Source organism: Sphingobacterium sp. B29 (assembly GCF_001952815.1).
Classification (GTDB): Bacteria; Bacteroidota; Bacteroidia; order Sphingobacteriales; family Sphingobacteriaceae; genus Sphingobacterium; species Sphingobacterium siyangense.
The window spans coordinates 3,038,918-3,064,952 of the sequence record NZ_CP019158.1; the positions used below are offsets into that span (position 1 = coordinate 3,038,918).

General features: G+C 38.9%; 22 protein-coding genes. 12 read left to right on the forward strand and 10 right to left on the reverse strand.

What is annotated here, in order from left to right; translation table 11 throughout:
* The first annotated feature begins 163 nt into the window (after window positions 1-163).
* From dinB to arr, 6 genes are all read left to right on the forward strand, one after another.
* Window positions 164-1,345: a DNA polymerase IV gene (gene dinB / locus BV902_RS12645; RefSeq protein ID WP_075992248.1), complete on the forward strand. Its 1,182-nt coding sequence runs from the start codon at window positions 164-166 to the stop codon at window positions 1,343-1,345.
* A complete protein-coding gene (locus BV902_RS12650; protein ID WP_075992249.1) occupies window positions 1,326-4,262 on the forward strand; it encodes a DNA polymerase III subunit alpha in 2,937 nt (978 codons plus the stop codon). The genes dinB and BV902_RS12650 overlap by 20 nt, the downstream gene beginning before the upstream one ends.
* A gap of 132 nt (window positions 4,263-4,394) precedes the next feature.
* Window positions 4,395-5,321 carry an Rpn family recombination-promoting nuclease/putative transposase gene (locus BV902_RS12655; RefSeq protein ID WP_075992250.1) on the forward strand — a complete coding sequence of 309 codons (927 nt, stop codon included), beginning with the start codon at window positions 4,395-4,397 and terminating at the stop codon, window positions 5,319-5,321.
* Between the two features lie 354 nt (window positions 5,322-5,675).
* Window positions 5,676-6,149 (forward strand): hypothetical protein, encoded by a 474-nt coding sequence (locus BV902_RS12660; protein ID WP_157626046.1) that lies wholly within the window; start codon window positions 5,676-5,678, stop codon window positions 6,147-6,149.
* 111 nt (window positions 6,150-6,260) lie between these two features.
* Window positions 6,261-7,058: an SOS response-associated peptidase gene (locus BV902_RS12665; RefSeq protein WP_075992252.1), complete on the forward strand. Its 798-nt coding sequence runs from the start codon at window positions 6,261-6,263 to the stop codon at window positions 7,056-7,058.
* A 130-nt stretch (window positions 7,059-7,188) separates the two neighbouring features.
* Window positions 7,189-7,701 carry an NAD(+)--rifampin ADP-ribosyltransferase gene (gene arr, locus BV902_RS12670; RefSeq protein ID WP_216640467.1) on the forward strand — a complete coding sequence of 171 codons (513 nt, stop codon included), beginning with the start codon at window positions 7,189-7,191 and terminating at the stop codon, window positions 7,699-7,701.
* Window positions 7,702-7,804: 103 nt separating this feature from the next.
* On the opposite strand, the gene BV902_RS12675 is transcribed toward arr, so the two are convergent.
* The 8 genes from BV902_RS12675 to BV902_RS12710 form a co-directional block, all read right to left on the reverse strand.
* Complete coding sequence (locus tag BV902_RS12675; RefSeq protein WP_075992253.1) at window positions 7,805-8,473, reverse strand: flavin reductase family protein; 669 nt, start codon at window positions 8,471-8,473, stop codon at window positions 7,805-7,807.
* Between the two features lie 104 nt (window positions 8,474-8,577).
* The gene (locus BV902_RS12680; RefSeq protein ID WP_157626048.1) at window positions 8,578-9,006 is read right to left on the reverse strand and encodes a hypothetical protein; all 429 of its coding nucleotides are present in this window, start codon (window positions 9,004-9,006) and stop codon (window positions 8,578-8,580) included.
* Window positions 9,007-9,017: 11 nt separating this feature from the next.
* Window positions 9,018-9,548 (reverse strand): hypothetical protein, encoded by a 531-nt coding sequence (locus tag BV902_RS12685; RefSeq protein ID WP_075992255.1) that lies wholly within the window; start codon window positions 9,546-9,548, stop codon window positions 9,018-9,020.
* Between the two features lie 98 nt (window positions 9,549-9,646).
* Window positions 9,647-10,084, reverse strand: a complete 438-nt coding sequence (locus BV902_RS12690) for a carboxymuconolactone decarboxylase family protein (protein WP_075992256.1) — start codon at window positions 10,082-10,084, stop codon at window positions 9,647-9,649.
* A gap of 227 nt (window positions 10,085-10,311) precedes the next feature.
* Entirely contained in the window at window positions 10,312-10,947 is a 636-nt protein-coding gene (locus BV902_RS12695) for a hypothetical protein (RefSeq protein WP_075992257.1), read from the reverse strand.
* A 340-nt stretch (window positions 10,948-11,287) separates the two neighbouring features.
* Window positions 11,288-12,163: a helix-turn-helix domain-containing protein gene (locus BV902_RS12700; protein ID WP_075992258.1), complete on the reverse strand. Its 876-nt coding sequence runs from the start codon at window positions 12,161-12,163 to the stop codon at window positions 11,288-11,290.
* Between the two features lie 17 nt (window positions 12,164-12,180).
* Entirely contained in the window at window positions 12,181-12,702 is a 522-nt protein-coding gene (locus BV902_RS12705) for a GNAT family N-acetyltransferase (RefSeq protein ID WP_083663584.1), read from the reverse strand.
* A 469-nt stretch (window positions 12,703-13,171) separates the two neighbouring features.
* A complete protein-coding gene (locus tag BV902_RS12710) occupies window positions 13,172-14,266 on the reverse strand; it encodes a cadherin repeat domain-containing protein (protein WP_075992260.1) in 1,095 nt (364 codons plus the stop codon).
* A 148-nt stretch (window positions 14,267-14,414) separates the two neighbouring features.
* Between BV902_RS12710 and BV902_RS12715 the strand changes: the two genes are divergently transcribed.
* Window positions 14,415-16,763, forward strand: a complete 2,349-nt coding sequence (locus tag BV902_RS12715) for a TonB-dependent receptor (protein WP_237242126.1) — start codon at window positions 14,415-14,417, stop codon at window positions 16,761-16,763.
* An 816-nt stretch (window positions 16,764-17,579) separates the two neighbouring features.
* Here the strand turns inward: BV902_RS12715 and BV902_RS12720 are convergent.
* Window positions 17,580-18,731, reverse strand: coding sequence for an HlyD family secretion protein (locus BV902_RS12720; protein ID WP_075992261.1), 1,152 nt, complete (start codon window positions 18,729-18,731; stop codon window positions 17,580-17,582).
* 7 nt (window positions 18,732-18,738) lie between these two features.
* Window positions 18,739-20,925, reverse strand: a complete 2,187-nt coding sequence (locus BV902_RS12725) for a peptidase domain-containing ABC transporter (RefSeq protein WP_257787023.1) — start codon at window positions 20,923-20,925, stop codon at window positions 18,739-18,741.
* Between the two features lie 612 nt (window positions 20,926-21,537).
* Between BV902_RS12725 and BV902_RS12730 the strand changes: the two genes are divergently transcribed.
* The 5 genes from BV902_RS12730 (at window position 21,538) to BV902_RS12750 (ending at window position 26,034) form a co-directional block, all read left to right on the forward strand.
* Window positions 21,538-22,281 (forward strand): glycosyltransferase, encoded by a 744-nt coding sequence (locus BV902_RS12730; protein ID WP_075992262.1) that lies wholly within the window; start codon window positions 21,538-21,540, stop codon window positions 22,279-22,281.
* A gap of 627 nt (window positions 22,282-22,908) precedes the next feature.
* Complete coding sequence (locus tag BV902_RS12735; protein WP_075992263.1) at window positions 22,909-23,127, forward strand: hypothetical protein; 219 nt, start codon at window positions 22,909-22,911, stop codon at window positions 23,125-23,127.
* Window positions 23,128-23,183: 56 nt separating this feature from the next.
* Window positions 23,184-24,662, forward strand: a complete 1,479-nt coding sequence (locus BV902_RS12740) for a TlpA family protein disulfide reductase (RefSeq protein WP_075992264.1) — start codon at window positions 23,184-23,186, stop codon at window positions 24,660-24,662.
* 50 nt (window positions 24,663-24,712) lie between these two features.
* Window positions 24,713-25,360 (forward strand): hypothetical protein, encoded by a 648-nt coding sequence (locus BV902_RS12745; protein ID WP_075992265.1) that lies wholly within the window; start codon window positions 24,713-24,715, stop codon window positions 25,358-25,360.
* A gap of 5 nt (window positions 25,361-25,365) precedes the next feature.
* Window positions 25,366-26,034 (forward strand): hypothetical protein, encoded by a 669-nt coding sequence (locus tag BV902_RS12750; RefSeq protein WP_075992266.1) that lies wholly within the window; start codon window positions 25,366-25,368, stop codon window positions 26,032-26,034.
* Window position 26,035: the final 1 nt, after the last annotated feature.

Genomic DNA, 26,035 nt, shown 5'->3' on the forward strand with positions numbered 1-26,035 from the left:
AAGCCAATCCTTTACTATAAATTATATCGCTGACAATGAATGTGATAAAAATTAAATCATTTCTCGTTGTTGATTATTTGCTAATAATATTAGTAGTTTTGAACTGAGCAACTACCAAAAATCAAAGGGGACAATACAGTGCCTTTGATACAATTGAAAAAACATGGAGAGGAGTATAGTACATTGTGATCTCGATACATTTTTTGTATCTGTAGAGCGTTTGCAGAACAGCAAGCTCATCGGAGTACCTGTGCTCATAGGAGGAAGTAGTGACCGCGGGGTAGTTGCATCTTGTTCCTATGAAGCCCGCAAGTTTGGGGTGCATTCGGCCATGCCAATGCGGTTGGCGCTGCGCATGTGCCCAGAGGCGGTGGTCGTACGGGGCGATCACGATCGGTACAGTCATTATTCCGGTATCGTTACACAGATCATCGAAGAAGAAACACCTATTGTCGAAAAAGCTAGTATAGACGAACATTACCTTGATGTCTCCGGTATGGACCGCTTTTTTGGCTGTTGGAAATGGACACAGGAACTCCGCCAGCGTATTATCCGAGAGACCGGATTGCCCATTAGCTTTGGCCTGTCTGTCAACAAGACCGTCTCCAAGATTGCCACCGGTACTGCCAAACCCTGTGGCGAGAAGCAGGTACAAAATGGTACCGAAAAAGGTTTTCTGGCGCCGCTATCCATCCGGAAGATCCCCATGGTCGGCGAGAAGTCCTTTACCCTGCTCCGCAATATGGGGATCTCCAAAATCGGAACCCTACAGCAGATGGAGGTGTTCACTATGCAGAAGGTCCTCGGGGAAAACGGAATCAACATCTGGCGTAAAGCCAATGGGCTCGATGATTCCCTCGTGTTGCCTTTTCGGGAGCAAAAGTCCATGTCCAAAGAAAATACCTTTCAGCAGGATACCATCGATATGGATGTACTCCGTCGCACGCTGATCAGCATGGTCGATACACTCGCTTTCGACCTGCGCAAAGAGCAGAAGCTGACGAGTTGCGTCACCCTCAAGATCCGTTACAGCAACTTCGATACCCATACCCAGCAACTACAGATCGGCTATACCAATTCGGATCGAAAGCTTACCGATGTGGTACTTTCACTGTTCAAGAAACTCTATAGCCGCAGGATGCTGATACGGCTTATCGGGATCAAATTCTCTGGTCTGATCTATGGTTCCTATCAGACCGATCTCTTTGACGACAGTGCCGAGGAGGTCAACCTTATGCAGGCCATGGACAAGATCCGAAAACGCTATGGGGCTGAATTTCTGATGAAGGCCATCTGTGCACCGCTGCCGGAGAAAGGAGGGGAGCATGCTCTTAAATCTACATAGCTATTATAGCCTGCGTTTTGGCACCCTCAGCCTGCAGGATCTTGTCTCGGGCATGCTTGCTGGCGGTTATGATACCGCCGTGCTTACCGATATTAATAATAGTTCGGGTTCGCTGGACTTCATTAAACTGGGCCGCGCTGCCGGACTGAATCTACTCGCGGGAATGGAATTCCGCGCTGGCGAACAGATTTGTTTTGTCGCTATTGCCAAAAACGAACAGGGCTTTCGTGAGATCAATGAATACCGCACCAAACTCAATCTAGAAAATCGCGCTACACCAGAGCGTGCGCCCGAATTTGAGCATGTCTTTGTCATCTATCCCTTTAGCAAGCTCAATGGTTTTCCATTGCGGGATTTCGAATACATCGGTATCAGACCCAGCGAGCGTAAACGGGCCCAGCTGATGGACCGTAAGGTTCTCGATCGCTGTGTAATACTCGCACCAGTCAGTTTCCGAAAGGCCGATTATACCTTACATCGACAGTTGAGGGCGATTGATAACAACTTGCTGATCTCGCAGCTCGGCGATGAGCAGATAGCTGCCGAGGACGAGGTATTCATTACTCGTGTGAAGCTGATGCGCTTATTTTCCGACTTGCCCCAATTGCTGGCCAACACCAACTGTATACTAGGCCAATGTTCATTCAGCTTTGATTTTACCAGTGTCAAGAATAAAGCAACCTTTACCGGTAACCGCTACAACGATAAGCAGCTTTTGCACAAGTACTGCATGGATGGCTTTACCAGGCGCTATGGTCGCAATGACCGGGTCGCAACCGAACGCATCCAGCGCGAGCTCGAAATTATCGAAAACCTGCGTTTCTCCAGTTATTTCCTCATTACCGACGATATCTGCCGCTATGCACGGGGCCGCAATTTTCACTATGTAGGCCGTGGGTCGGGGGCCAATTCTGCTGTTGCTTATTGCTTAGGGATCACCGATGTAGACCCCATAGCACTCAAGCTTCCCTTTGAGCGTTTTCTCAATCCCAAGCGCAAGAGTCCGCCCGATTTTGATGTGGACTTTAGCTGGAATGAGCGCGACGAGATGTACGATTATATCTTTAACCGTTATCAGACAGGACATACGGCATTGATGGGAGCCATGAGCACCTTTCGCTCCCGGAGTATCTTGCGCGAGCTGGGTAAGGTGTATGGACTGCCCAAGGCCGAGATCGATCGTCTCGTGCATGAGCCCGAGCATATGCTCAACAAAAATGAAGTGACCAATACCATTCTGAGCGTTTACAACCGCATGGCCGATTTTCCCAATCAGCGCACCATCCATGCCAGCGGCGTGCTGATCTCAGAGGAACCATTGACCTGTTATTCGGCGATGGACAATCCGCCCAAAGGATTGCCTACTATGCAATTTGATATGTATGTGGCCGAAGATATCGGTTTTGAAAAGTTTGATATCCTTTCGCAGCGTGGTATTGGCCATATCAAAGATTGCCGTACCATTGTACGGGAAAACTTGGGGGTGGTCATTGATACCGATAACCCCAAGCGTTTCTTTCAGGATGCCCATATCGCAGCGCAATTAAAATCGGCCAATACCATCGGCTGTTTCTATATCGAGAGCCCAGCCATGCGGCAGTTGCTCACTAAGTTACGTTGCGATGATTATCTGACTTTGGTGGCCGCTTCATCCATTATTCGGCCAGGCGTGGCCAGTTCGGGCATGATGGGCGAGTATATCCGTCGGCACCACGACCCCACTACAGTCGTCTATCCGCATCCCGTATTCAAGGAGCAGCTCGAAGAGACCTACGGTGTGATGGTTTATCAGGAAGATGTGATGAAGATCGCCAATGCCTACGGCGGGCTCGATATGGCCGATGCCGATGTGCTCCGACGGATGATGTCGGGCAAATATCGCAGCAAAGACCATCTGATTGAAATTGAGGATAAGTTCTTTTCCAACTGTAAGGAGAAGGGCTACGACGAAAAGATTAGCCGCGAGATCTGGCGGCAGATGGAGAGTTTTGCTGGCTATTCGTTTAACAAGGCACATTCAGCATCTTTTGCCGTAGAGAGTTATCAGAGTCTTTTCCTCAAGACCTACTATCCTTTGGAGTTTATGGTTGCGGTGCTCAACAATTATGGCGGGTTTTACAATCGTAAGGTCTATGTGAATGAAGCGCGAATTTCAGGTGGCAATATCTGCCTGCCCTGTGTCAATCAGTCGGTCTTTAATACGTCCATTCAGGGTAAGGATATTTACCTGGGTTTTGACTGCCTGCTCAATTTGGAAGGTAAACTGGCCCATCGCATTATTGAGGAGCGTGAAGCCAATGGCAAGTACACCAGTCTAGAAAACTTTGTCAAACGGACACAGACGGGTATTGAGCAGGTCGTTATCCTAATTCGTGTGGGTGCCTTGCGTTTTACGGGGACGGGGAAAAAGCAATTGCTGTGGGCTGCTCATCTGATGATGAGCAAGCATAAGCCTGTCGCAGCAGGTATGGCGCTCTTTGAGACCGAAAGCCGCAAGCCTATTCTTCCGCCTTTGGAAGAAGATATCTTGGAGGATTATTACGACGAGATGGAGCTGATTGGCTTTTGCGTAACGGGTACGCTATTTGATCTTACCAAAAGCGATTACCGGGGCGATATGCCCGCTCGGGAACTCCATCTGCATGAAGGAAAGATAGTCCGCGTGGTGGGGGATTTTGTTTGTGAGAAATTTGTGAAGACCAAGCGTGGCGACCTGATGAAATTCGGAACCTTCCTTGATGCCGAGGGACGCTTTTTTGATACCGTCCATTTCCCGCAGAGCCTAGCCAAATATCCGCTCCGTGGGGCCGGAATCTATTTGGTTGAAGGCAAAGTTGTTCTGGAATACGGTTGCCCTTCCGTTGAGGTGATCCGCTGTGCCAAGATGCCACTAAAACCCGATCCGAGGAGTGAATAGGACGGAAATGATCTTCATCGGGGAACTTGTTTTAATTCATATACATACTAATATTTTTATGCTAAAAATATTAGTATTTAAATGTTTATTTACTTATATTTGCATTGTTAACCAATTTAAAAACAATGTATTATGAGTGAGTTGAAACAATCGAAATATATCGATATTACAACAGATTATGGATTTAAAAAAGTTTTCGGATCAGATACCAATAAAGATCTTCTGATCGCTTTCTTAAACGAACTGTTTAGAGGCCGCAAAATTATTGCCGACCTGTATTATAACAAAAATGAGCATGTCGGGGATACAGAGGATATCGGTACCGTTATTTTTGATCTGACCTGTACGGCAGACAATGGCGAACGTTTTATTATTGAAGTGCAGCGCACGGCGCAGGATAATTTGAAAAAGCGCATGCTTTATTACAGCAGTAAATTGATAGCGGATCAGGCACCCAAAGGCAACCGAAGGGCTTGGAATTATGCAATTAGTGAAGTTTATATCATTGTACTGATGGATGGATTTGCAATGCCTGATGCGGGGGATGAGCAGTATTTTCTGCACGATATTTGTTTATGTTATCGAGATCATGGTAAAATATTTTATGACGATCTAGGCTTTATATATGTGGAATTGGTTAACTTTGTTAAAGCTGAGGCAGAGTTAGTTAATGATTTAGATCGTTGGCTTTATGTACTCAAAAATATGTCTTCGCTAAATGGACTTTCCACTTATTTGCGTAAGCCTATTTTTGAGAAGTTATTTCAGTTAGCAGAGTATAGCAAACTAAAACCGGAGGAACGAGAGATGTACAACGTAAGTTTAAGGAATAAATGGGATGCCGAGAGTATCCGAAGTAGTCAGGAGGATCAATTGAAACGAGCGAGCGAAAAAGCAATGGCTGAGGGAAAAGCTGAAGGAAAAGCCGAAGGAAAGGCGGAAGTAATAAAAAATCTTTTGTCTTCGAATAAGTTTTCGATATCGGAGATAGCCGAATTAGCGGACGTCACTGTAGAGTTTGTAAAGCAGATCGAGGCAGAGAAGGCTAAAGGAAAATAAAACAGATTACAATATAAGATTCTAAGGCCACTGAGATAATGTCTAAGTGGCCTTTTTCTTTTTTATAGGTTAAGTTGGTCTTAGACAATACCGTTTTGAATAAGCTCTCATTTAAATAAAATAATTGTAAGGTCGAAGAGACGAACTCAACCTTTTTATAAAAAGATCAAACGAATTTTATATTTCTGTTGTTCTTTAGTCGAAAAATGAGAAGATTGCTTTTGCTGGCTTGATTTGCACTTGTTAGGCCAGCTTTTTTTTGAAACCGACTATCCCATTATTGGGATCATAACTATATATATCAGGGTTGGTTTATTCCGGCCTTTTTTAGGATATAAATCCTATCTTAGTCCTATGCTGTACAATCCCTTTGAACAAGTCACCAAAAGTTCGTTTCGCGAGCTCGTCGAGTCGGGCTACGCCGACTTTGTGCTGCAGCGCTTTGAGTGGCCCGATGTCAAGGAAAAGACAGGTTTTCTGCTCACGCCGTATGATGATAAAGAAGCCGCCGATCAGCATGCACATCAACTGGGGGCAAAGGAGGGAAGGGCTTTGCAGCTGCCGCAGGATGCCGATAAGATCGAAAGCTTGTTGGAAACAGGATCAGGCTATCGGATCTTCCTCAATCGCATCAAGGAGGAGAATTGGGATAAGCGTATGCTTAAGCTCTACGAGAAAAATATTGTCAATTACCTGCGTACCAAGACCAGGTTTCAGCGCAAGAATCCCATTGATATTTTATTCTCCCTAGAATATGGTCGGGTAGTGGCTACCATTAGCGATGGGCAGACCCAAAAGAAAGTATTTGCTATCGAGATCCTTCGCTAATCAGATCCGGTCCGAACCAAAAAGCAGCCATTTTCTTGTCGTAGGGCAATCCGTATTTACAGCACAAATTGCGTATATTCGTATCAAAGCCAAACAAAAAAGGATACCATTATGTGCTGGGATATTAGCCTCCATACCGATATTGAGATTATCAAAAATACCTTTCCGCAATTGCGGGACGAGCGCCGTCAATTGGATTACAATTATGACTATCTGGAAAACGTGCAGGCCATTACCTTTCCCAAATATCCGATCCTGTATAAGGACAAGGACTCAAGCCAGCTGGCCTTGACCGAGATGGAGTGGGGGGTATTGCCTACCTATATTGACGATCCCAAGCTGCAGGCCGATCGCCGTCGCAATATGATCAATGTTCGTAGCGAGCGTATCCTGGAGGATAAAAAATCCTATTGGTATCGCTTGCGCAAGCAACGTTGCCTTATCCCTGTGAGTGGCACCTTTGAGCATCGTGCCGTGAAGGGCTGGAAGAAGAAGGTGCCTTATTTCATTGGTGAAGCGGGGAGAGAGCTATTCTATTTACCAGGTTTGTACCAGTGGCATGAGACGGTGGATGAGGATGGCGTAGTTGAACGTGTAGGATCGTTTGGTATGCTCACGCGCGCAGCCAATGAAGTGATGGCCAATATCCATAATGACGGCCCCAACAAACATCGTATGCCTTTGTTCTTGCCGGAGGACCTCGAGCGTCAATGGATCGAGGATATTCAGGAGGATGATATGCCACCGATTTTCCGATTTGAAATGCCCAATGAAAAGTTGAAACATTATCCAGTGTATACCTTGAGAGGGTACCCAAACCGCCCCGACGGTAAGCATCGTTATGAGCAATTTGATTGGGAAGGATTGCCGCCATTAGGAAGTGATACGGCGCAGACTTCGTTGTTTTAAATCAGTGTCCAATGGGAACCCATTTTATGATAATGGACATACTTGGAAATATGATTTTGACATAACATATAGTCGGAAGTAGAAATGAGAAAAAGCTAACAATAGCATGAAGTAAAAACAGTGGGGCAGAATGCTACTGTGGAAAGTGCGCTTCCTTCTCTTTATACAAAAAATTGCAAAATGTTATGAAGAGCTGGGTAGCATTTCAAAGGCAAACGAAAACTATAAGCTAGCGATTTCGTTCAAAAATAACCCCTCAGATAAAGGTCCATTTTATCACGGAACTAAAGCAGATTTACAAATTGGCGATTTACTCATCCCGGGAGGAAATTCAAACTATAAATCTGATTTTAAAATGAATCATATTTATTTCACTGCACTTCTTAATGGAGCCGGTCTTGCTGCTGCATTAGCGAAAGGTGAAAGTAAAGAACGAATGTATATTATTGAACCTACAGGACACTTTGAAAACGATCCAAATCTTACGGACAAAAAATTCCCAGGCAACCCCACTCGTTCATATCGTTCAGATGCCCCTTTGAAAATTATTGGTGAAGTAGCAGATTGGATGAGGCCAAAGCCAAAAAACCTTAAAAAATTTCGTGAAAAATTGGAAAATAGCAAAGGAGATATTATCAATTGATGTTGACAAACACAAATACGAGCTCTTATCTATTGCATATCATACTTGCGCGCTATAGTAAAGACAAAGCAGCGAAAAGAGGATCGTTTGACTCAAATAATCATTAAACTTTTTCTTGAGTTGATTTCCTATCGTAGGTGTTGTATAAATTTTCAGGAATTTCTGCGAGAGTCGATTCATGTACTTTATTACCAAGTGTGTAAAACTCCTGAAAACTCATAATAAGAGGTTTCCATTTATCTGGATCAACCCGGTTTGGATGATTATCCATCGTAATTGATTTATCCAAAAATACCCTGTTTATCTTTAGTTCAAATGTGATAATCTTTCCCTGTTGTAACGGTTCGTCTTCGGCCAATTTATGGATGTCCATAACAACGGCTTCCATTTGTACAGGGCACTCGTTAATCCGGGAGGCATTGATGGTTTCGGCTGGGATTCCCGTCAATCCGGCTATTTCAAATTTATTTTTTTCAAAACGATAGCCCTTTAGTATTTTAGACGGAGGAACAGGATTAGACCCCGTGGTTTTAGCCAGTAAGTTCACTACCTTTGCTTCGTTTACCGATGGTAGGTTTAATACGGCCTCTTTGGTTACCAAAAGGTTTTTGGCCGTTTGAGATGAAGCCCCAAGCCCAATCACGCACCTCCAACCCAACCAGAAAATCGAAGATATAGGCGCAAGATTCGATGTACCATCTGGATTTTTAGTACTGATAAGTACTACCGGCGTGCCGAAGTATAGAATGGAGGGATAACTTTTAATATGCATGAGTAGTACCTTTTAATATTTTACTGATTTTTTATCTTTCTTTTAAAATTAACCACATCCGACATTTATTAAAATCCGTTTCTTGCGTAATTCACTCGTTACACTTACTCCACGACGACCTGATAAATATCCCTTTCCATCGTAATCCCATTTTGCTCTAAAAAGGTAGGCATATTAATCCTTGCCTTTTGCATCTCCGCCCGTATAACCAATCTGGCATTATCCATGTACTGCCGGTCTGACCAGGTGGCAACGGTAATTACCCGAAGGTCACCACGATCGCCTGTCTGTTGAAAGATTTCATATTTTACAAAGCCGGGCTGCTGCCTTAGTGTATTCCTGATGAAAATCGATTTTTCGGAATATGCCGCAATAGCTTTTTTAGGAATGCTGATTTTGTCAATGACGGCCACCTGTTCTTTGACAGTGCGATCTTCGCTGTTATTCTGTTCCATTTTGAATTGATTTTTATGTTGACCAAAAGTTTTCATCACCAAAAGCATAAGCATGATGATTTTTAATGTTTGTTTCATAAGATTTGTATTCATTGTTTCCAATTCAGTTTACCGCTTTTGTCAAACATTTCGATAGATGGGTTGCCTAGGCTATCAACTTTTAAAATAATCCTGGGTATTTCGTTGTTATCCTTCATAACTAAGGCCGCATTTCCATTTTCCGTAAGCAGGTTGATACGATTGATGTTATGGCCAGGTTTACCGGACAGGTCTTTGTCGTTAATCAATAGCCCGGCTCTGAAATAGTTGTCGTTTTTATTGTCCTGCGCGAGTATACCGATAGCATCGGCATTCTGATAGTCAAATGCGAGTGCGTTCAGGTTGGTATCCTCATTATCAGTTATGGCAAGACCGCCTCTTTCGTCACCGTTCCTGTCATAGAATATAAGACCTGCTGGTGCGTAAGCTCTTTTATAGGTTTTTCCAGCAATAATAGGTTGCGGAATATGGTCTGTGTTTGCAATAACAACACGATTTTTACCCGAGGCATCATTAATATTTATTCTTTTTGCGTTAAAATTTTGCCTGTTGTCCAAGTATAAGTACACTATACAAGCCATAAAAACAATATTGGAAAGTATAAGGGCGGATAATAATATCCTTAGCGGTTTAGAAATTGTTTGCATAATTTAGTCTCATTTTTCAGTTTATTATTCTTTTAATATACTGTTTTTCTGGCGCTTATTACAATTCGGTTCCATGCATTTATGGTAACAACTGCCATAATGATCTGTGCAATTTGATTTTCATCAAAAAATTGTTTGGCCAGTCTGTACGTTTGCTCGCTTAAACCGTTTTGACTGATTAAGGTTACTTCTTCAGTCATGGCTAAAATTGTTTTCTCTTCCTCAGTAAATAATCCGGTATCTTTCCAGGCGTTTAGTAGGAAAATTCGCTGTGCGGTTTCGCCTTGTTTTAATGCATCCGAAGCGTGCATATTGATACAAAAAGCACAACCGTTGATTTGTGATGCACGAATCTTAATTAGATAGAAATGCGTTTTAGAAAGCCGCGAATTTTGCAGGTAATTTTCCAGAGCGAACATTGCTTTGAATGCATCGGGCTCCAGCTGTTGTATATCAATTCTCTTTTCCATATTTAATTTATTCTTTTTTCTTTATTTAGCTTTTGAAAGTCTCATTTTTTATTACCAAAAAAAACAATTTACTGGACATGAATTATTATTAAGCCAAGCATACTCTGCGCTCCATGTGCAAACATAACGATGCCTATCGTCAGACGAATAACCAGACCTGTATAATCATTGTGTGTTTTTAAAAAATTCTGTTCCATGATTTCTTAATTATTTGATGATACAATTGTTCAAAATACTTTTCTCACGAAAAGTCCAAAGTTGCTGTAGTTTGTAGCAAGAGTTCCGTACTGATCAAAGTTTGCGGCCAGTCCAAATTGTATGCCTCGGGTATCGATCCCTGCTCTTGTATATTGATAGCTCCGGCTATGTCCGTTCCTATTCCATGTGGTCATATATTGAAATCGGGCATATAGATTTACAGGTCTGTTTACGGCTCCCTGATATTCAATAAAACCCATAAGTTCGAAATTGGGCACAGACCATGTATCCATCCTTGGGTAAATCAGCACAGATGTTGTTTTCCCTTTATGAAAATACTGGAAAAATACAGATGGTCTTACTCGGTTGACGGGAGTGAAGATAGTTCCAACTCCTGCTGTCCATCGTTTGCTCATTGTATAGGAAAGGTAAGACTGGCTCATAATTTCATTTCCACGGTTTTTATCATAAGGTATCAGAACAGAAGAGGTGTGAAAGAACCCGAGGGATTTTCCCGGATTGAACCTCGTAGCAAACGAATGCTGATAATAATATCCGGCATGTCCCGCACTGATTTCAACAGGTATTTGCGCCGGGCTATGCCAGTACCATATGCTAAAAAACAGGCAGGTTAGCACGTATTTTATCGTCGTTGTTTCTTTCATCGTTCCCTTCAGATTTCATTTTTTAAGCTATGCCTAGAAATGGTTGCAGCCAACCACTTTTTAAGTATTGATACATGAGATGCTGAAAACGTGACAACCTATTTAGGATATTTCGTTGCATAGCAGATTTGTCCTATCTTTTCGGAACGAAAGACACACTTATAAGCTGCTAAGCGGGCATTTGTGATAACATTTATCATCCCGCTGGAACAATCGTACCTAAACTTCGTCTTACGTTTTTTGTAACACGATACGAATATAGGAAGTAGAATGGCCGTCAATACCGTAAGTATGGCGGTAAAAAATGTAGTTTTTTCTGTTTTTGATGTAGAACCTGCGATTAGGTAGGATTTTCAACCGTATTTTTGAACTCAGTGGGGAGCTGACCTTCGTAGCTTCTGAATGCACGGGAAAAATGAGAAGAGTCTGTGTAGCCAAGTTGATAGGACACCTCCTTGACAGACATATTCAAAAAGCTCAACAGGTACTTTGCTTCCTGCATGACATGAAACTCAATCCATTTTTTCGCCGAAAGCCCGGTGTATTCAACTAATATTTCGCTCAGGTATTTTGGTGAAATATGCAACTGTTCCGCATAAAAAGCAACATCTTTATACTGCGAGAAATTCTTTGAAACTAATTCTCTAAACTTTACAACGATGTGTTCTTTACCGTTGAGTTCCTTTTTATTGCCCCGATAGAGGTTCCAGAAATATTTCTGTGAAATAATGAGGATTGAATATAGTATTCCCGATACTGCTTCGGGCTTATCAGCGATTGCCCGAAGTGTGTTGAAAAGCTGTTGCATTTCCATAAATTGCCTATCGGTGAGTTGCATGACACTCTTTTCATCGGGGCAAAAAAATTCGAGGGAATAGAAAAATAACCTGTTGAAATTATTTACAAAAATGTCATCATAAAAAAATAACGTATCATTTGAAGGGAAGCTCGTATTGAGCCATTGGCAGGTCATTCCTGGGCCGATCGTCAACAGGCTTCCCCGTTTTAAATCATAATCGGTAGTGCCTATCCTGATGCAGGCTCCTTCACCATAATATAAACCGATCGTATAAAAGTAGTTTTTAAAAGGCTTTGTGATTTTCAAGTATTCAAGACACGCTTTTGATGCTAAATAATAAGGCACTATATTGCCATCTTTTTTTTGAGACCTTAAATATCTGAGCAAATCAAAGTTGTCTGAATGTTTTTGTTTCATAAAGGAGATGTTTAAAATTAGTATATTCCTGGGAATGCTTCTCTGTCCAAAACCCGTTTTTCAAGAATGATGATATCGCCTTCATTACTGATCTCCTGAAAACCCAATTTTTTAGCAAATTTCAGTGCTTTAAGATTCGTTATTTCCGTCTTTGCTACCAACACATTTGCCTGATACTTTTCTTTTGCCACTGCTATCAACAACTTAAAAGCTGCAGACATTATTCCTTTCCCCCAATATTCGGGCAGTAGAGAACCACCTATCTCAATTTTCTTTTCTTCCTGATTCCAGTGATGTAAGGCGCAGTCTCCAATGAATGTATGCTCATTTTCTACGGTTCGTATACTGTAGAGTTCCTCACAGAGGGATAGAATATGTTCTGTAAACTGTATCGGATTCATTTGCTCCTTACCAGTTGTCTGAGCCTGAATGTTTGGTTCATCTCCATGATACAATCTGTAAAATGACTCAGCATCCTTTACAGAAATTTCTTTCAATATGATTTTTATATGGTCTCCATCCGATTTCATGACCTGCATAAATTATAATTTTTATGTTTATTTGTCAATAACTGCTGATCGCAGATCTTTCTGTTCCCTCAAAACGATATTCATAGAGTTTCACTGGCTGTAAAGGTATTTCATTTATCAGAAATTTTTTGACATACTATAGTCTACCGCGGTTATCAGCTTATCCGCTATGAAATCTCTGCTTCACCAATAGTCTGGAGCCTTCATGTAGCCACCATTTACGGCCTTTTGTTAAAACTGCTTTGCTGTAAATTGGGATTCGATTTGATATATAAATTTAGTAAAAACTTATCGTTTTAATGATAAGAACATGAGGTTGACCGATTTTAGAACAGCGGTATTGGTTGTCTGTCCGACATGTCGAAGGCAGGCTGTACCAAGCGTTGATTATTTCTCTAAAAAGCAAAATTGAAATAAATTCCCTCCAATAGAAAAAGGTTACAGCGATGAAATAATCACTGTAACCAGGGTATTCCGATTATCCTTCAGACATTGCTAAGGTGAGGTTAGCCGTAAATTCAAGCCCTGTGGTTGTCAGTGCCTTTACGCTTACCCTATAGCTGCCAGCTTTCAAACGATCACTTTTTTTTACGGAAACTATACCTGTTTGGGCATTTACGCTAAACAGCTTTTCGCTATCTGTAAATGCCTGTCCATCTTTTTGTATTGAAACCAGTTCAAATGCAGATTTATATTTTTCCGGATATAGTGTTGGTGCCGCAGAGACATAACCGTTTGAAAGACCGATATGTATCAGGCTAAAGTCGATTGTCAGGTTTAGATCGGGATAATATTGTCCAAACAAGAACTTAATTTGTGGAATCAGAATCACCCTAAAAGTCGTTGAAGCGACAGGGAAACCATCTTTCCTAAGTTCGGGAGTCAGCTCGAAAGACCTTTCAGCTTTTTTTTCCGGATCGCCGGCATCTTTTGATAACTTGATATGTGTATCTGCTATTGAAGCAATATTTTCCTGGCCATCCTTTTTTGCCAAGTGAAAACTAGCGCCAGTAATCGGTAGGCCAAGAGGATCTATTTCAAAATCAGAAGATTGGTCGCCGTACAATACATAGGAATAAGGTAACTCGCCGCCGCTTTTTAGACCTTTGATAGCGATTGTTCCAGCCGTTATCTTGATTGAAAAATTTTCTTTCCCTACCACTGTGCCATGCGATTCTTTGGCTATCACGGTGACTTTATAATCATCGGGAATGCGTGCGCTGCTCGATTGGGCTCCGTTTGGATAGAGTAGGGCACTGTTAATCTCTATGCTTTGTTTTTCGCTATCGTATTTGATGGCTTGGTTCAGTTTGTCACTGAGTTTACTACCGTTGCCCAAATTGATGTCTGCAGTCTGGGAAAAGTCAAAACTGAATGTCAGTCCTGTACTTGCAGGTAGGTCCTTCGGCAGATTAATTTCCTGTGATTCGCCGTAGCGAAGACTGACCTGCGATGGTAACGAAAGTGAGATTTCAGTGGGCGTAGGCGCTGTTTCCTTTTTACAGGATGATGCAGCTCCGAGCATCAGAATCAGCGCGCCCGCTAGAGCGATTTTTGTGTTGATGTACTTCATATGGTGTAAAATTTTGACGAAGGTAGTAATTGTAAATTATTAATGCAACATGATTGCATTTGTTGTTATCTTTTTTAATTTTGCAGCTCAAACAGAAATAGGCTACACAATGATACGGTATCAGAAAGAAGTTTTTTTAGCATCTCTAATGCTATTATCTAGCGCAAAAACTGCACATGCGCAGCGTAAACCATCCGTGGATACATTGCGAAGCTATACGCTTCCGACCGCGGAGACTACTGGCTTTGTACCGGGCCATGGGCAAAAAACGAGGCTGGATCGAAAGCAGCTGGATCGTATACAGGCACAAACCCTTGGTGAAACATTGAGCCATATCGCTGGGATACAAAATGCTTCTTTTGGTCCCAATTCTGGCATGCCCATGATCCGCAGTCTAAGTGGTAGTAGGGTAGGTGTTCTTTCCAATGGTCTTTCGGTCAATGATTTGTCGGGAATCAGTCCTAACCTAAATCCCAATTTCGATATGGACAATCTACGCGAAATAGAATTGTACAAGGGTGCTGCTACTGTGTTATTCGGAGGAAAAGCCATTGGTGGAGCGGTCAATCTTAAAGACAACACCATTCCTACGACCCGTCTACCCAATAAGATTGCAGGCCAGGCCAGTGCGGAGTTAGGAACCAATAGTGGCAATAGCCAGTCGCTGGCCTTCAATACAAACATTGGAAAGTACTGGGTGGGGCATATTGGTGCAATGAGGCTCAGGCACGGAAACCTAAGGATTCCGGGCAATACAAAGGCGGCTATTGCTTATGATCCTAAGATCGATCATTTGACCGCCGCCATGGCACAGGTAAATGTCGATCGCGAGACGATTCGAAATCTGACGCTATATCCCTATTTAAGCCAGTTTGTGCTCAATAATATGGGCGATCCAAAGTGGGGTTTATCGGAGGCCGACCTCTATACCTTTGAAGATTATTCTTTTATCAATGGAGCAAAAGTCCTAAACCCTTTAAATGACAAATATATCGCCGGACAGGATCCCAACACAGCATTGTACACCGAAGTCGTACATGGAATTACAGATTACGCACCGGTCAAGCGTGGCGTGATGCCCAATAGTCATGCCGAGAGAAGCGCTATCAATGCAGGAGCTAGCTATATAAGAGACAACTTTCGAGTAGGTCTAGGGCTTTATGCGCTTGAAAGCTATTATGGTATTCCCGGTTTTGCACAGCGCAACAAGCCTGTCCATAGCCACAGCACAGTTTGGACTCCCATATATGAGCCGATCAATACGCGCACTTATTCATATGCCTGGCAGTTAGAATCTGCTTTCAAGCCAAAAACACAATTGATCTCGGAGATTAAATTTAATTATAGAGGTGAGTTGTCGGACGACCGGGAGCTCTTGGGCAGGTATCGTGTCAATAAGTTCGATAGTGAGCGTCATGCGTTTCGATCGGAGATAACGCAGCAGTTTACCCGTTTTTGGTCTGGGACGAGTGGATTTGATTTTTCATTTGTGGCCTTAAAGGGCGAGGGTGATCGGCGGTATATCCCCAATAATCTGAGTCGGGAAGGAGGAATATTTACGTTGCAAACAATAGCACTTAATCCAGTTGCCCTTCATATGGGCTACCGGCATGACTGGGTTGCCCGACGTGCTTTGAGCGATCCTACCTACCAGCGGAGCCGGGGGATGGCCGGAGGTGATCTTTCGGCCCGGGATTTTAGCTTAAACCACTTTTCGGGAGATATCGTTTATTCGATTTTTGACATTGCCTATTTGCAGGCTACATTTTCACACGCAGAACGAGCACCGGGGGTCAATGAACTTTATGCTGGGAACGACCATTTTGCGATCCTGGTGGAAGAAAATGGAGATGATCGACTGAACAAGGAAAGCTCAAATTCCTATGAGTTATCCGGAGGGATAAAATATGGTGGATTAAAACTGTCAGCGACGCATTACCGCAGCCTCTTTAAAAATTATCTTTATTTGGCCCATACAGGTATTTCCCGTTCTGGTGGTTTTTTAGTCAAGGAATGGCGTGCTTCAGACACCAAGATCCAGGGTTGGGAGTTGGAAGGAGGTTATACCTATGCATGGGCACCCGATTGTCATTTCGCATTAAATGCGTTCGCTGATCTTGTCAAAAATATAAATACATCAGATGATAGTATGCGCAAATGGGCAGAAGGTGACTTTATGCCCAATCTACCGACCAGTAGATATGGAATATCCGCGTTACTTCAATATAAAAAGTTTTTTGGGAACGCCAATTTTGATCGGTATCTGAAACAGCGTTATTTAGGTAAAAATATCAATATTGAACTACCTATGCCGGCCTATTCCTTGCTATCTGGTCAATTAGGTTACAAGATGAATCAAAAAAAATATGAATTTGTCTATTTTATTTCCGGAAATAATTTATTGAATGTTGAAGCACGTCCGCAAAATTCCATACTCAAATATCTGGCCCCACTACCGGGGCGCAATATTTCTATTGGATTAAAGCTATTGCTCTAATGAAGAAAGGTGAGGATCTATTCATTTAAGTCATTTACATCCCGACATGTTTGGAAATAGGGATGAAACAAACTCCAAAAATTCTCTTGGTTTTAATAAGGGTAGAGGTACAATAACAGTACCGCAGACTAGCCAACTAATCTTGCGAACTATGATTTAGATCGAAGCCCAAAGCCGGTTAACATTAAGGTATGAATATTCCCAACCGCAGTGCTTTAGCATGTTAATTTACTATTTATTTAACATAATTTTTATCTAACTTACACTCCTTAATATTTATTAACACGAGTTGTTGTTAGCTTTGAATTGATAAAAAAAGTAGACTTATGTTAAGGAAAGTAATATTTTATGGAATGGTCCTGATGGTGGGAGCTCCATAACTTCATGTTCAAAAGATGAAAAAACACAATCGGAGTCAGGTGGAGATTTCGATTCTGTTGATCATCCGAATTCGAAAATTCATGACCATTTAATTTGGGAAATTTTCACCATTAAAATATTATGCTGAGAAGTTTAAAATCTATTTTATTTATTTTTATGGTCCTGTTTATAGTGGTCAATTTGCGTCGGAATCGCATGGTCCCGATGTCCGAAATCTCCAAGTTATTAAGAAAGATGGTTCTTGCTAAATCAGCCTAATTCACCAAAATTGATGAAGAACAAATTTACTCCGGAATATGCATTTGCTAATTTACCATTAAATTTTTAGTTAGATTGTTCCAAATACGTCTAAAAATAGACCTATCTTCTGTGATGATTTTTCCATTACCAAATAGTCCTGGTTTAAGCTGGATCAATGGATTAAGATTGGTAGTGTCAAGAGAAATAGTCGTAAAAAAAAACACTATCCTGAATCGGAATATCTGAAATATAATTCACCTTTCCATGTAGATAACCATATTCTTCGTAGGGATAGCCGTTCACTTTAATCAATACTTTTTGACCTTTCTTTACCTTAGCCGAAGCAATTTGGGGCAATAAAACTTCTCCATAGTATTTTTCGCTCTTAGGATTGATATAAAACAATTTTTGTCCGATTGTAACCTGTTGATTCGTTTGTAAGAATTCACCATAAATTAACTTTCCACCAACAGGACTAGTCATGACATATTGTTTCTTCCAATTTTCCGCTTCACTAATAAAGCTATTTAAGGCTTGAACAAATTTTTTATGTTCTTCTTCGATCTGGTTTTCTATTTCAGCGAGTTCTTTATTTTTTGACAGAATATTTCCTTCATAATTTATTAAGCTATTTTCCATTTGCGGAATCATCTGACGCTTAGCAAGCAACAAAGATTCCTTCTGCTGCAGCTCAGACGGACTGATCACTTTCTTTTGCGCCAAAAGCTTATATTTTTCATATTCGCGCTCAGCAAGTTCAAGTTGTTTCTTTTGTAACTCGTAAGATTCGCTATTCTTTTTAAACTGTTCATTGACGTTTGTAACCTCTTGATTAATGACGGACTTGCGCTTTTGATAGATTCCTTGATCACGCGCTGAAATATAACTTAAGTATGAAAGATAGAAATTCTGATAGGCTCCCTGTAGTTCTCCGAGATTGAGTTTATTGGGTTCGATCAATTCTTCTAAGTTATAGGTAGCATTGGGTTTTTGGCGTATTTGTTGCAACTTATTTAAGAGAATAATAATCTGATCGTGGTCTGCAGTGCTCTCGAGATAAGCAAGTGTGCTTCCTTCTTCCGCCCATTCACCCTCTTTCTTTAATATTTTAATCAGGCTGCCATTTACTTTAGCAGAAATAACTTTGGGAGCATCAGTAGTATTAAATTTAATCTTAGTTTCGACAGTTTCAGGGTAACGGATAAAGACAGACATACCCAAAATAATTAATACGGTCAATAAAATAAAAGTTATTCCCCATCGCAATAGCCATGAAGGTGGTTTTGCGATAATATCCTGTAAATCTTCTGAATGGATGTCTGATTCTATAATTAATGATTCTTTCATAAACGTGTCAATTTCCCAATTCCAGTTGGTTTTTTACTAGTTCGAAGTATTTTCCTTTTGATGCCGTGAGTTCTTGATGCGTTCCCTGTTCAACGACATCCCCCTTTTCCAATACAATAATATTATCCGCATTTTTGACAGTGCTCAATCTGTGAGCTACAACAATTACAGTTCTTTGCTGAAAGAAACGGTTAAGATTTTCGATAATAACTTTTTCATTATTAGCATCAAGTGAGTTAGTTGCTTCATCTAAAAATATAAAATCAGGGTCTTTATACACAGCCCGAGCTATCATCAGTCGTTGTCTTTGTCCCTGGCTGACACCTTTGCCAGCAGTTCCTATTTTGGTCGCCAAACCAAACGGTTGCTCTGCTATAAATTCATTCAAATTGGAAATCTCTATAGCAGCATCCAACCGTTGTTTATTGGAGAATTCCGCATTGACAGTAATATTACGCTCTATAGTATCGGCATATACATAATTGTCTTGTAAGACCGCGCCACATTTGTCTCTCCATAGGGTGAAGTCAAACTGTTCCAGTCGCTTTCCCCCAATGAGAATTTCTCCTTCTTCATATTCATAAAACCGTAATAATAATTTCAGAATTGTCGTTTTTCCACTTCCACTAGTCCCTACAATCGCAGTAGTTTTTCCGGCAGGAAAATACAAGTTTATTCGATTGAAAATAGGTTCATTTCCGGCTCCGTAGTAACGAAAGGTTAAATTACGGATTTCGATATCTTTATTTTCCGGCAAATCGTTCAAATAGTCCTTTTTGACATCCTCCTCGTCTTCGCTCTCATAAATTTCATTGAGCCGTTCCATACTAATCTTTGCGTCTTGATAAGTTTGCATAAAACCGATTAGTGATTCTACCGGACTACTGACCATCCCTACAATATATTGAACTGCCATCATTCCTCCAAGTGTCATATTGCCCTCTATTACTGCCTTTGCACTAATAAATGTGATAATAATACCTTTGATTTGATTAATAGCCATTGATCCAATAGATTGGTATTGGGAGAGGGCTAAGCTCTTCACTTTAAATTTAAAAAGCTTTGCTTGCAATGTTTCCCAGCCCCAGCGTCTTTGCTTCTGTGCATTGTTTAGCTTTATATCTTTGATACTTTGAATCATCTCGACCATATAGGTTTGATTCTCCGAAGATATTTTAAATCGCTTGTTGTCCAATTCCCGTCTGTACTTCATGAAAAATAATATCCATAAAGTATAAAATGTCGTCGCTGCAAAAAAAACTAAAAAAATAATTTTATTATAAATTATTAGAAGAGAACCGAAAATAAGCATATTTACTATCGAAAACAGAGTATTTAAAGTGTTTCCTGTCAGAAAGCTTTCAATCCGCTGTTGGTCGGCCATACGCTGCATTAGATCGCCATGTGTTTTTACATCAAAGAATTTCATTGGCAACTTCATGATTTTGATCAATAGATCCGTAAGAATGGAAATATTCACACGCGTGCTAATATGAAGTAGAATCCATGATCGAATAAATGACACAGCAGTACTCCCAATAAATAACATTAATTGGGCTATCAAAATCAAATTAATAAAGCTGATATTTTTGGTGTTAATACCAATATCAACCACAGACTGAGTTAGGAATGGAGTGATGAGTTGTAGAAGAGTCCCAAGCACCATTCCTAGTATTAACTGGATAAAAAGTCGCTTATACTTATAGAAATATTTAAGCATCTTACCCCATTTTAGAGTTAGGTCGGGTTCTTCCTCATCAAGCTGGTAAAACTCCGGGCCGGGGCCCAAGACCAATGAGAGCCCTAAATGCAGTTCCTTTGCTGAGTACCAATTTTTTGTAAATTCTTTACTATTGTAAGTAACAAGTCCGAGCGCAGGATCAGAAATATAATATTTATCCCTTTTAACTTTATACAATACAACAAAATGATTTTGATTCCAATGAAGGATACAGGGCAGTTCAATTTCCTGGAGCTGTTCCATTGTTAATCGAACACCATATGTCCTAAATCCAAGTTTCTCGGCCGCTTCACTTATACCCAATAAATTAACTCCTGTATCTTTTGTTTGGCAGAGTTTACGGATTTTATGAATAGATACTGACTGTCCATAATATTTAAATATAATGCGAAGGCAAGTTGCACCACAGTCCATCACATCCATCTGTTTATAATTGGGGAATTTTAAAATCACTCGTTTATTTTGGTTTAAATCATTAAAAGGTTTTAATTTGATTTTGTCGATAATTGACTATTACTTATGATAAACTATTGCAATTTAAATAAGCAAGATATGGCTTCAAACAAATAATCGATATTCAGATGCCAAAGTATTTATTTAAAGCAAAAATATTTAGAAATATCATCGTAAAACTTAATAAATATACAATATTTTGTTTGTTTAACAATAGTGCAAATTGAAGGAAGCGTAATTAATATTAATGAAAGTAAGTTTAATAAAATCCAAACTTTATCATATTTTATGTCTTAATTCATTTAAATATAAAGCTGAACACATAGTGTCATAATTTTACAATAAGTTTCGTGATAAGGTCTCGAATTGGGAGATAAAAAATTATAATCGTCTAGAACTTTCACCTTCGGCACAATTGGTGTACTTTCTTATATAAATTTTTGAAAAAATAAGAAATTAATGAGCCGTTTTAAAAATGAAATCGATATTTTTAATGTATTAGTTTAAACATTTCTAGCGCCTCAAATTGATTAGACGTTCTGTTAGTATTTTTAAGAGCATGTTTCTATTTTTAAATGCGTATATTGGTGTAACCATTATAAATTAATTATTATGCAAAATAAGATTATACAAGGTCTGTGGTTTGGTAGTGAAATATCTACGATTGAACAATTGTGCATTAAGTCGTTTTTAGATAACGGACATGAATTTCATTTGTATGTTTATGACTCACAAATAAAAGGTTGTCCACAAGGGACAACCATTAAAGATGCGAATGAAATTATAGACAAAGCACATCTGTTTAAAGATGTTGAGGGTAGCCTAACATCCTTTGCTAATTGGTTTCGATACGAATTACTCTATAGGAGAGGTGGATGGTGGGTGGATATGGACGTTGTTTGTTTGAAACCTTTCGACTTCAATGCTGAATATTGTTTCACGACGGAAATAATGTTTATTGAGAATAAACCTATAACGATTGTTAATAATGCAATTATCAAAGCTCCCAAAAATGCTGAATTTCTTCGTGATATCTTAGACCAGATGAAGGATATAAATTTAGTGTCAGAACCCTGGGGTAAGTACGGCTCCCGTTTTATAACTAAGATATTGGCGACCTACGAAAGCAAGGATTATATTCTTCAGCCTCATGTATTTTGCCCGATCAACTGGCACGAGATTGATCTCTTTTTTGCTGAGCAGATACAACAAACATTTGAAAGTTCATATGCAATCCATTTGTGGAACAATATGTGGAGAAGGCATAATATTAAGAAAGATATAACTTATCATCCAAACTCTTTAATTGAGAGATTGAAATCTAAATATTTAGGTAATCTTGAATTGAAGATGTAAATAGTGATATTGTAGTGTCGAGATGACTACTATGATACATAATGGTCATCTATTGGTGAATTGGTTTCATTTTCCCCGATATCCATAAGTTATTCAGCATCTTAAAATAGAAAATGGGAATTATCTTAAATGATAATGTTTTGGTTGTTTTCATATTGGGAAAAATGCTACACTTTTGTGTAGTATTTTTTTGATATTTATTTATAATATCAAAAAAACAGCTATATTACTTTTAATTTAATTATACATTCAACTTTAAATGTTTTTTATTTTTTAAATTTAAAAACGTACTAATTATAAACAATTATTTGTTCACTTATTTGTAAGAAGCGGTTTTGCTATTTTTATGTTAATATTTTTAATGTTTTAAAATAAATCATCTTCTTCTTTCTTGTTTGTGTATGCTAAGTATCTTTTGGGTAATATAGAACATATTATATTAGAATTTAACTATAAATAGTTTTCAATTATAGGTAATTATTTACCGCAAAGCGATAATAGAATTTTTCTAGAAAATCTTCGATCGGTTGCAAACGAATTGAGGAAACAGCATGCTCGCTGTCAAAACTGTGGCCTCCAATCAATGTCCTGGAGTGTAAGGATATTATAAACTTAAATAATACAAAAATGAAAAAGATCACGTTAAAATCAATTGAAAATCAGGAAATCCTCTCTCATGATGAATTGAAAAAAATAACCGGTGGAAGTGAAGGGAGTGGCGACGGAAGTGGTACAGATGCATGTGCTGGAAAAAAGGAATGGGAATCTTGCACACAATCTAACGGAAATACCGGAAAATGTCAATATTTGCCTTTCAATTCTGGCTTAGTTTGTTTTAAAAATTAGTGTATATTAAAAGTATAGCCAATAGTTGTCTATTGGCTATACAAATTGAAAATAGGATGAAAAATGCAATTCGTATCCAAGTAGTTTTTTGGTCTTTAATCTGCTCCATTATACTCAATGTAAACGCCCAAAAGAAGTTGGATAATATTGCCGAGAGTTTTGGAGAAGCTTATTTTAGGTTTGAAGTAAGAAATAGTGAAAATACGAAGACTTTATCACTCAAGTTAACCTTGACGAGCAATTTGACGAGCTATTATGATATAAATATTCCTATTCAGGGAAATTTAGATACCCTTTTAAAAATACCAACATTTAAGCTGACTTCAGCGATTTTAAAATTAGACAATATCGAGAGGTATATTTTTTTTTCGCCAAATGATACGACTAAAGTATTTTTTAAATTCGGTTCTAATGCAAATCCCGATATTCAATATAAAGGACCTTACGAGATGATATTTAGTGAAACAAAAGCAATCCAACATTTATTCACTAGTATATTCAACGAGGGAACATCATCAAATGATTATATATTCGAACCCAATTCTTATCGGGATCGCGCATTGACATCAATGAAAGAAAAGGTTGCTAAGATTAAAAATGCAACATTATCTACGGATTCAAAAATCTCGTTATGTAGGACATTTGAAGCAGTATACGCGAGAATGTTTTTATTAGATCCGAATAATGGAATGTATATTGATAACGTGAATGCGGGGATGGACAAAGAGAGAGCTAAAATAAAAAATAGGATTAATTTAGATTATTACACCTTTTTAAAAGATTTAGATCTCAATAATAAAGATTATCTACTATCAAATTATTATAATGAATTAACAAAGTCTTTACTGGCTGATAGCGTCCTAAACTTACCAAAAACAGATCAAATTTCATCAAAACATTGGATGAAAACAACAACTAGAATACTCGCACCGCTTTTGGGATATTCTCAGGGCTACTTTTATGATATTTTATTGGCAAATGCTTATCTGGATCAAATTGCTAGGGGTAAATTACTCTCAGATCGACAATCTAAAGATATTGTCAGATATTTTAATGATAAATCATTTTCTGATTATTTATTATATCAAAATAATATAAATAAAATTAGAATTACTAATGATAAAGGACGAGTTTATGATTGGTCTAATCTAGATAAGGATAATATACTCTCAGAAATCATACGAAAATATCCATCTAAAACTGTAGTCATAGACTTTTGGGCAACCTGGTGTGCACCCTGTATAGCTGCCATGGATAAAATTAAGCCAATAAAGGAAAAAAATGCTGATGTTGTTTTTGTCTATATTACAGATTTCTCATCTCCTAGAACTTTGTGGAATAATCATGTAAAAAATATAGCAGGAAATCATTTTTATCTTTCATCTAAACAAATGGAGGAGCTTCAAAAACAAATGAATTTTTCATCGATCCCAACCTATTTAATTTACAATAAGAAAGGTGAATTAATGAATCAAATGACAGGATTCCCTGGAGTAAAAAGATTTGAAGAAGTTCTGAGAGATACACAAAAGTAAACTTAATTAAAACTTGACTGACAGCTTTGTAGCTTATCATTTAGTGATTTATGGAGAAAAAGTATGACTTATTCATAATAAATTTAAAGGACAGAATAGATAGAAGGAAACACTGTCTGAATCAATTTAAAGACAAAACTGAATTCGGTGTCACTTTTGTTGACGCGATAAGACACGAAATTGGGGCGATAGGCCTTTGGCAAACCATGCGGGAGATTATAAAATCAGCAGATAACAAACAATTATCATATGTAATTATCTGTGAAGATGACCATTCATTCACTGACTTTTATAAATATGAATTTTTAGAAAGTTCCATCTCTGATGTCGAAAATCTTAATGGTGATCTTTTATTAGGGGGATTAAGTTATTTTGAAGATGCAGTGCAGATAAGTCAGAGTATCTTCTGGGTAAATAGGTTTACCGGTTTTCAGTTTGCAGTCATATTTAAACGTTTTTATAAACGATTTTTAGCATTGGAGTTGAGCGATGACGATAACATTGATATCCAGATGAAATGTATTAGTGATAAAATCTTCTGTGTGTATCCCTTTATTTCTATTCAAGCAGAATTTGGATACTCCGATGTGACTAAAAAGAATGAGGCAATTGGAATCGTCAATAGGTATTTTGAGCAATCTCAAGAACGATTTGATACTTTATTCCGTCTAAGGCGTTATTTTGATGATTTAAAATAGGTATTATGGACGATATTATCATTCCGACTTACATAATTAATGGTTCACAAAACGCTAATTGTTTTGAAACCATATTATCTCAATTTGAAGGTAAGGATGAATTTGATGTTAAGATTTTTAGTGTTGCAAAAGAGCAAACAGAAGATCTAATGTATTGGAAAGCCGTACGCAAAGTTATTGAGATTGCTATAAATAATGATGAAGATGTTATTCTAATTTGTGATGAAAACCACGTTTTTACATCCTTTTATGCAAAAGAACAGTTGATTTCTAGCATTTACGAAGCTCATCATCTCCAAGCGAGTATTCTTTTAGGAGGGGTAAACGGTGATTTTAGAAACTTACTTCCACTCAAATCAAGAATATCTTGGTTAGAGGCGTTTTCACAGAGTAATTTTATTATGATATTTCGGAGCCTTTATGGAAAATTTTTGAATGAATCATTTTGTTCTACTGATAATTTTTTTCAGAAATTGTCATCTTTGACTAGTAATAAGTTTGTTATGTTTCCACCAATTTCTCGTTTTAACCAGGATAATATCAAATATAAATATGAAGATGCAAGCTTGCAGCTCTTTTTGAGGAACTCCCTTGAGAGTTCGATTGCTAGAATAAATAAAATTCATGAAATTTATCACAATATTTGTTTGAATGGCGGTAAAATTAGCAGTTGAT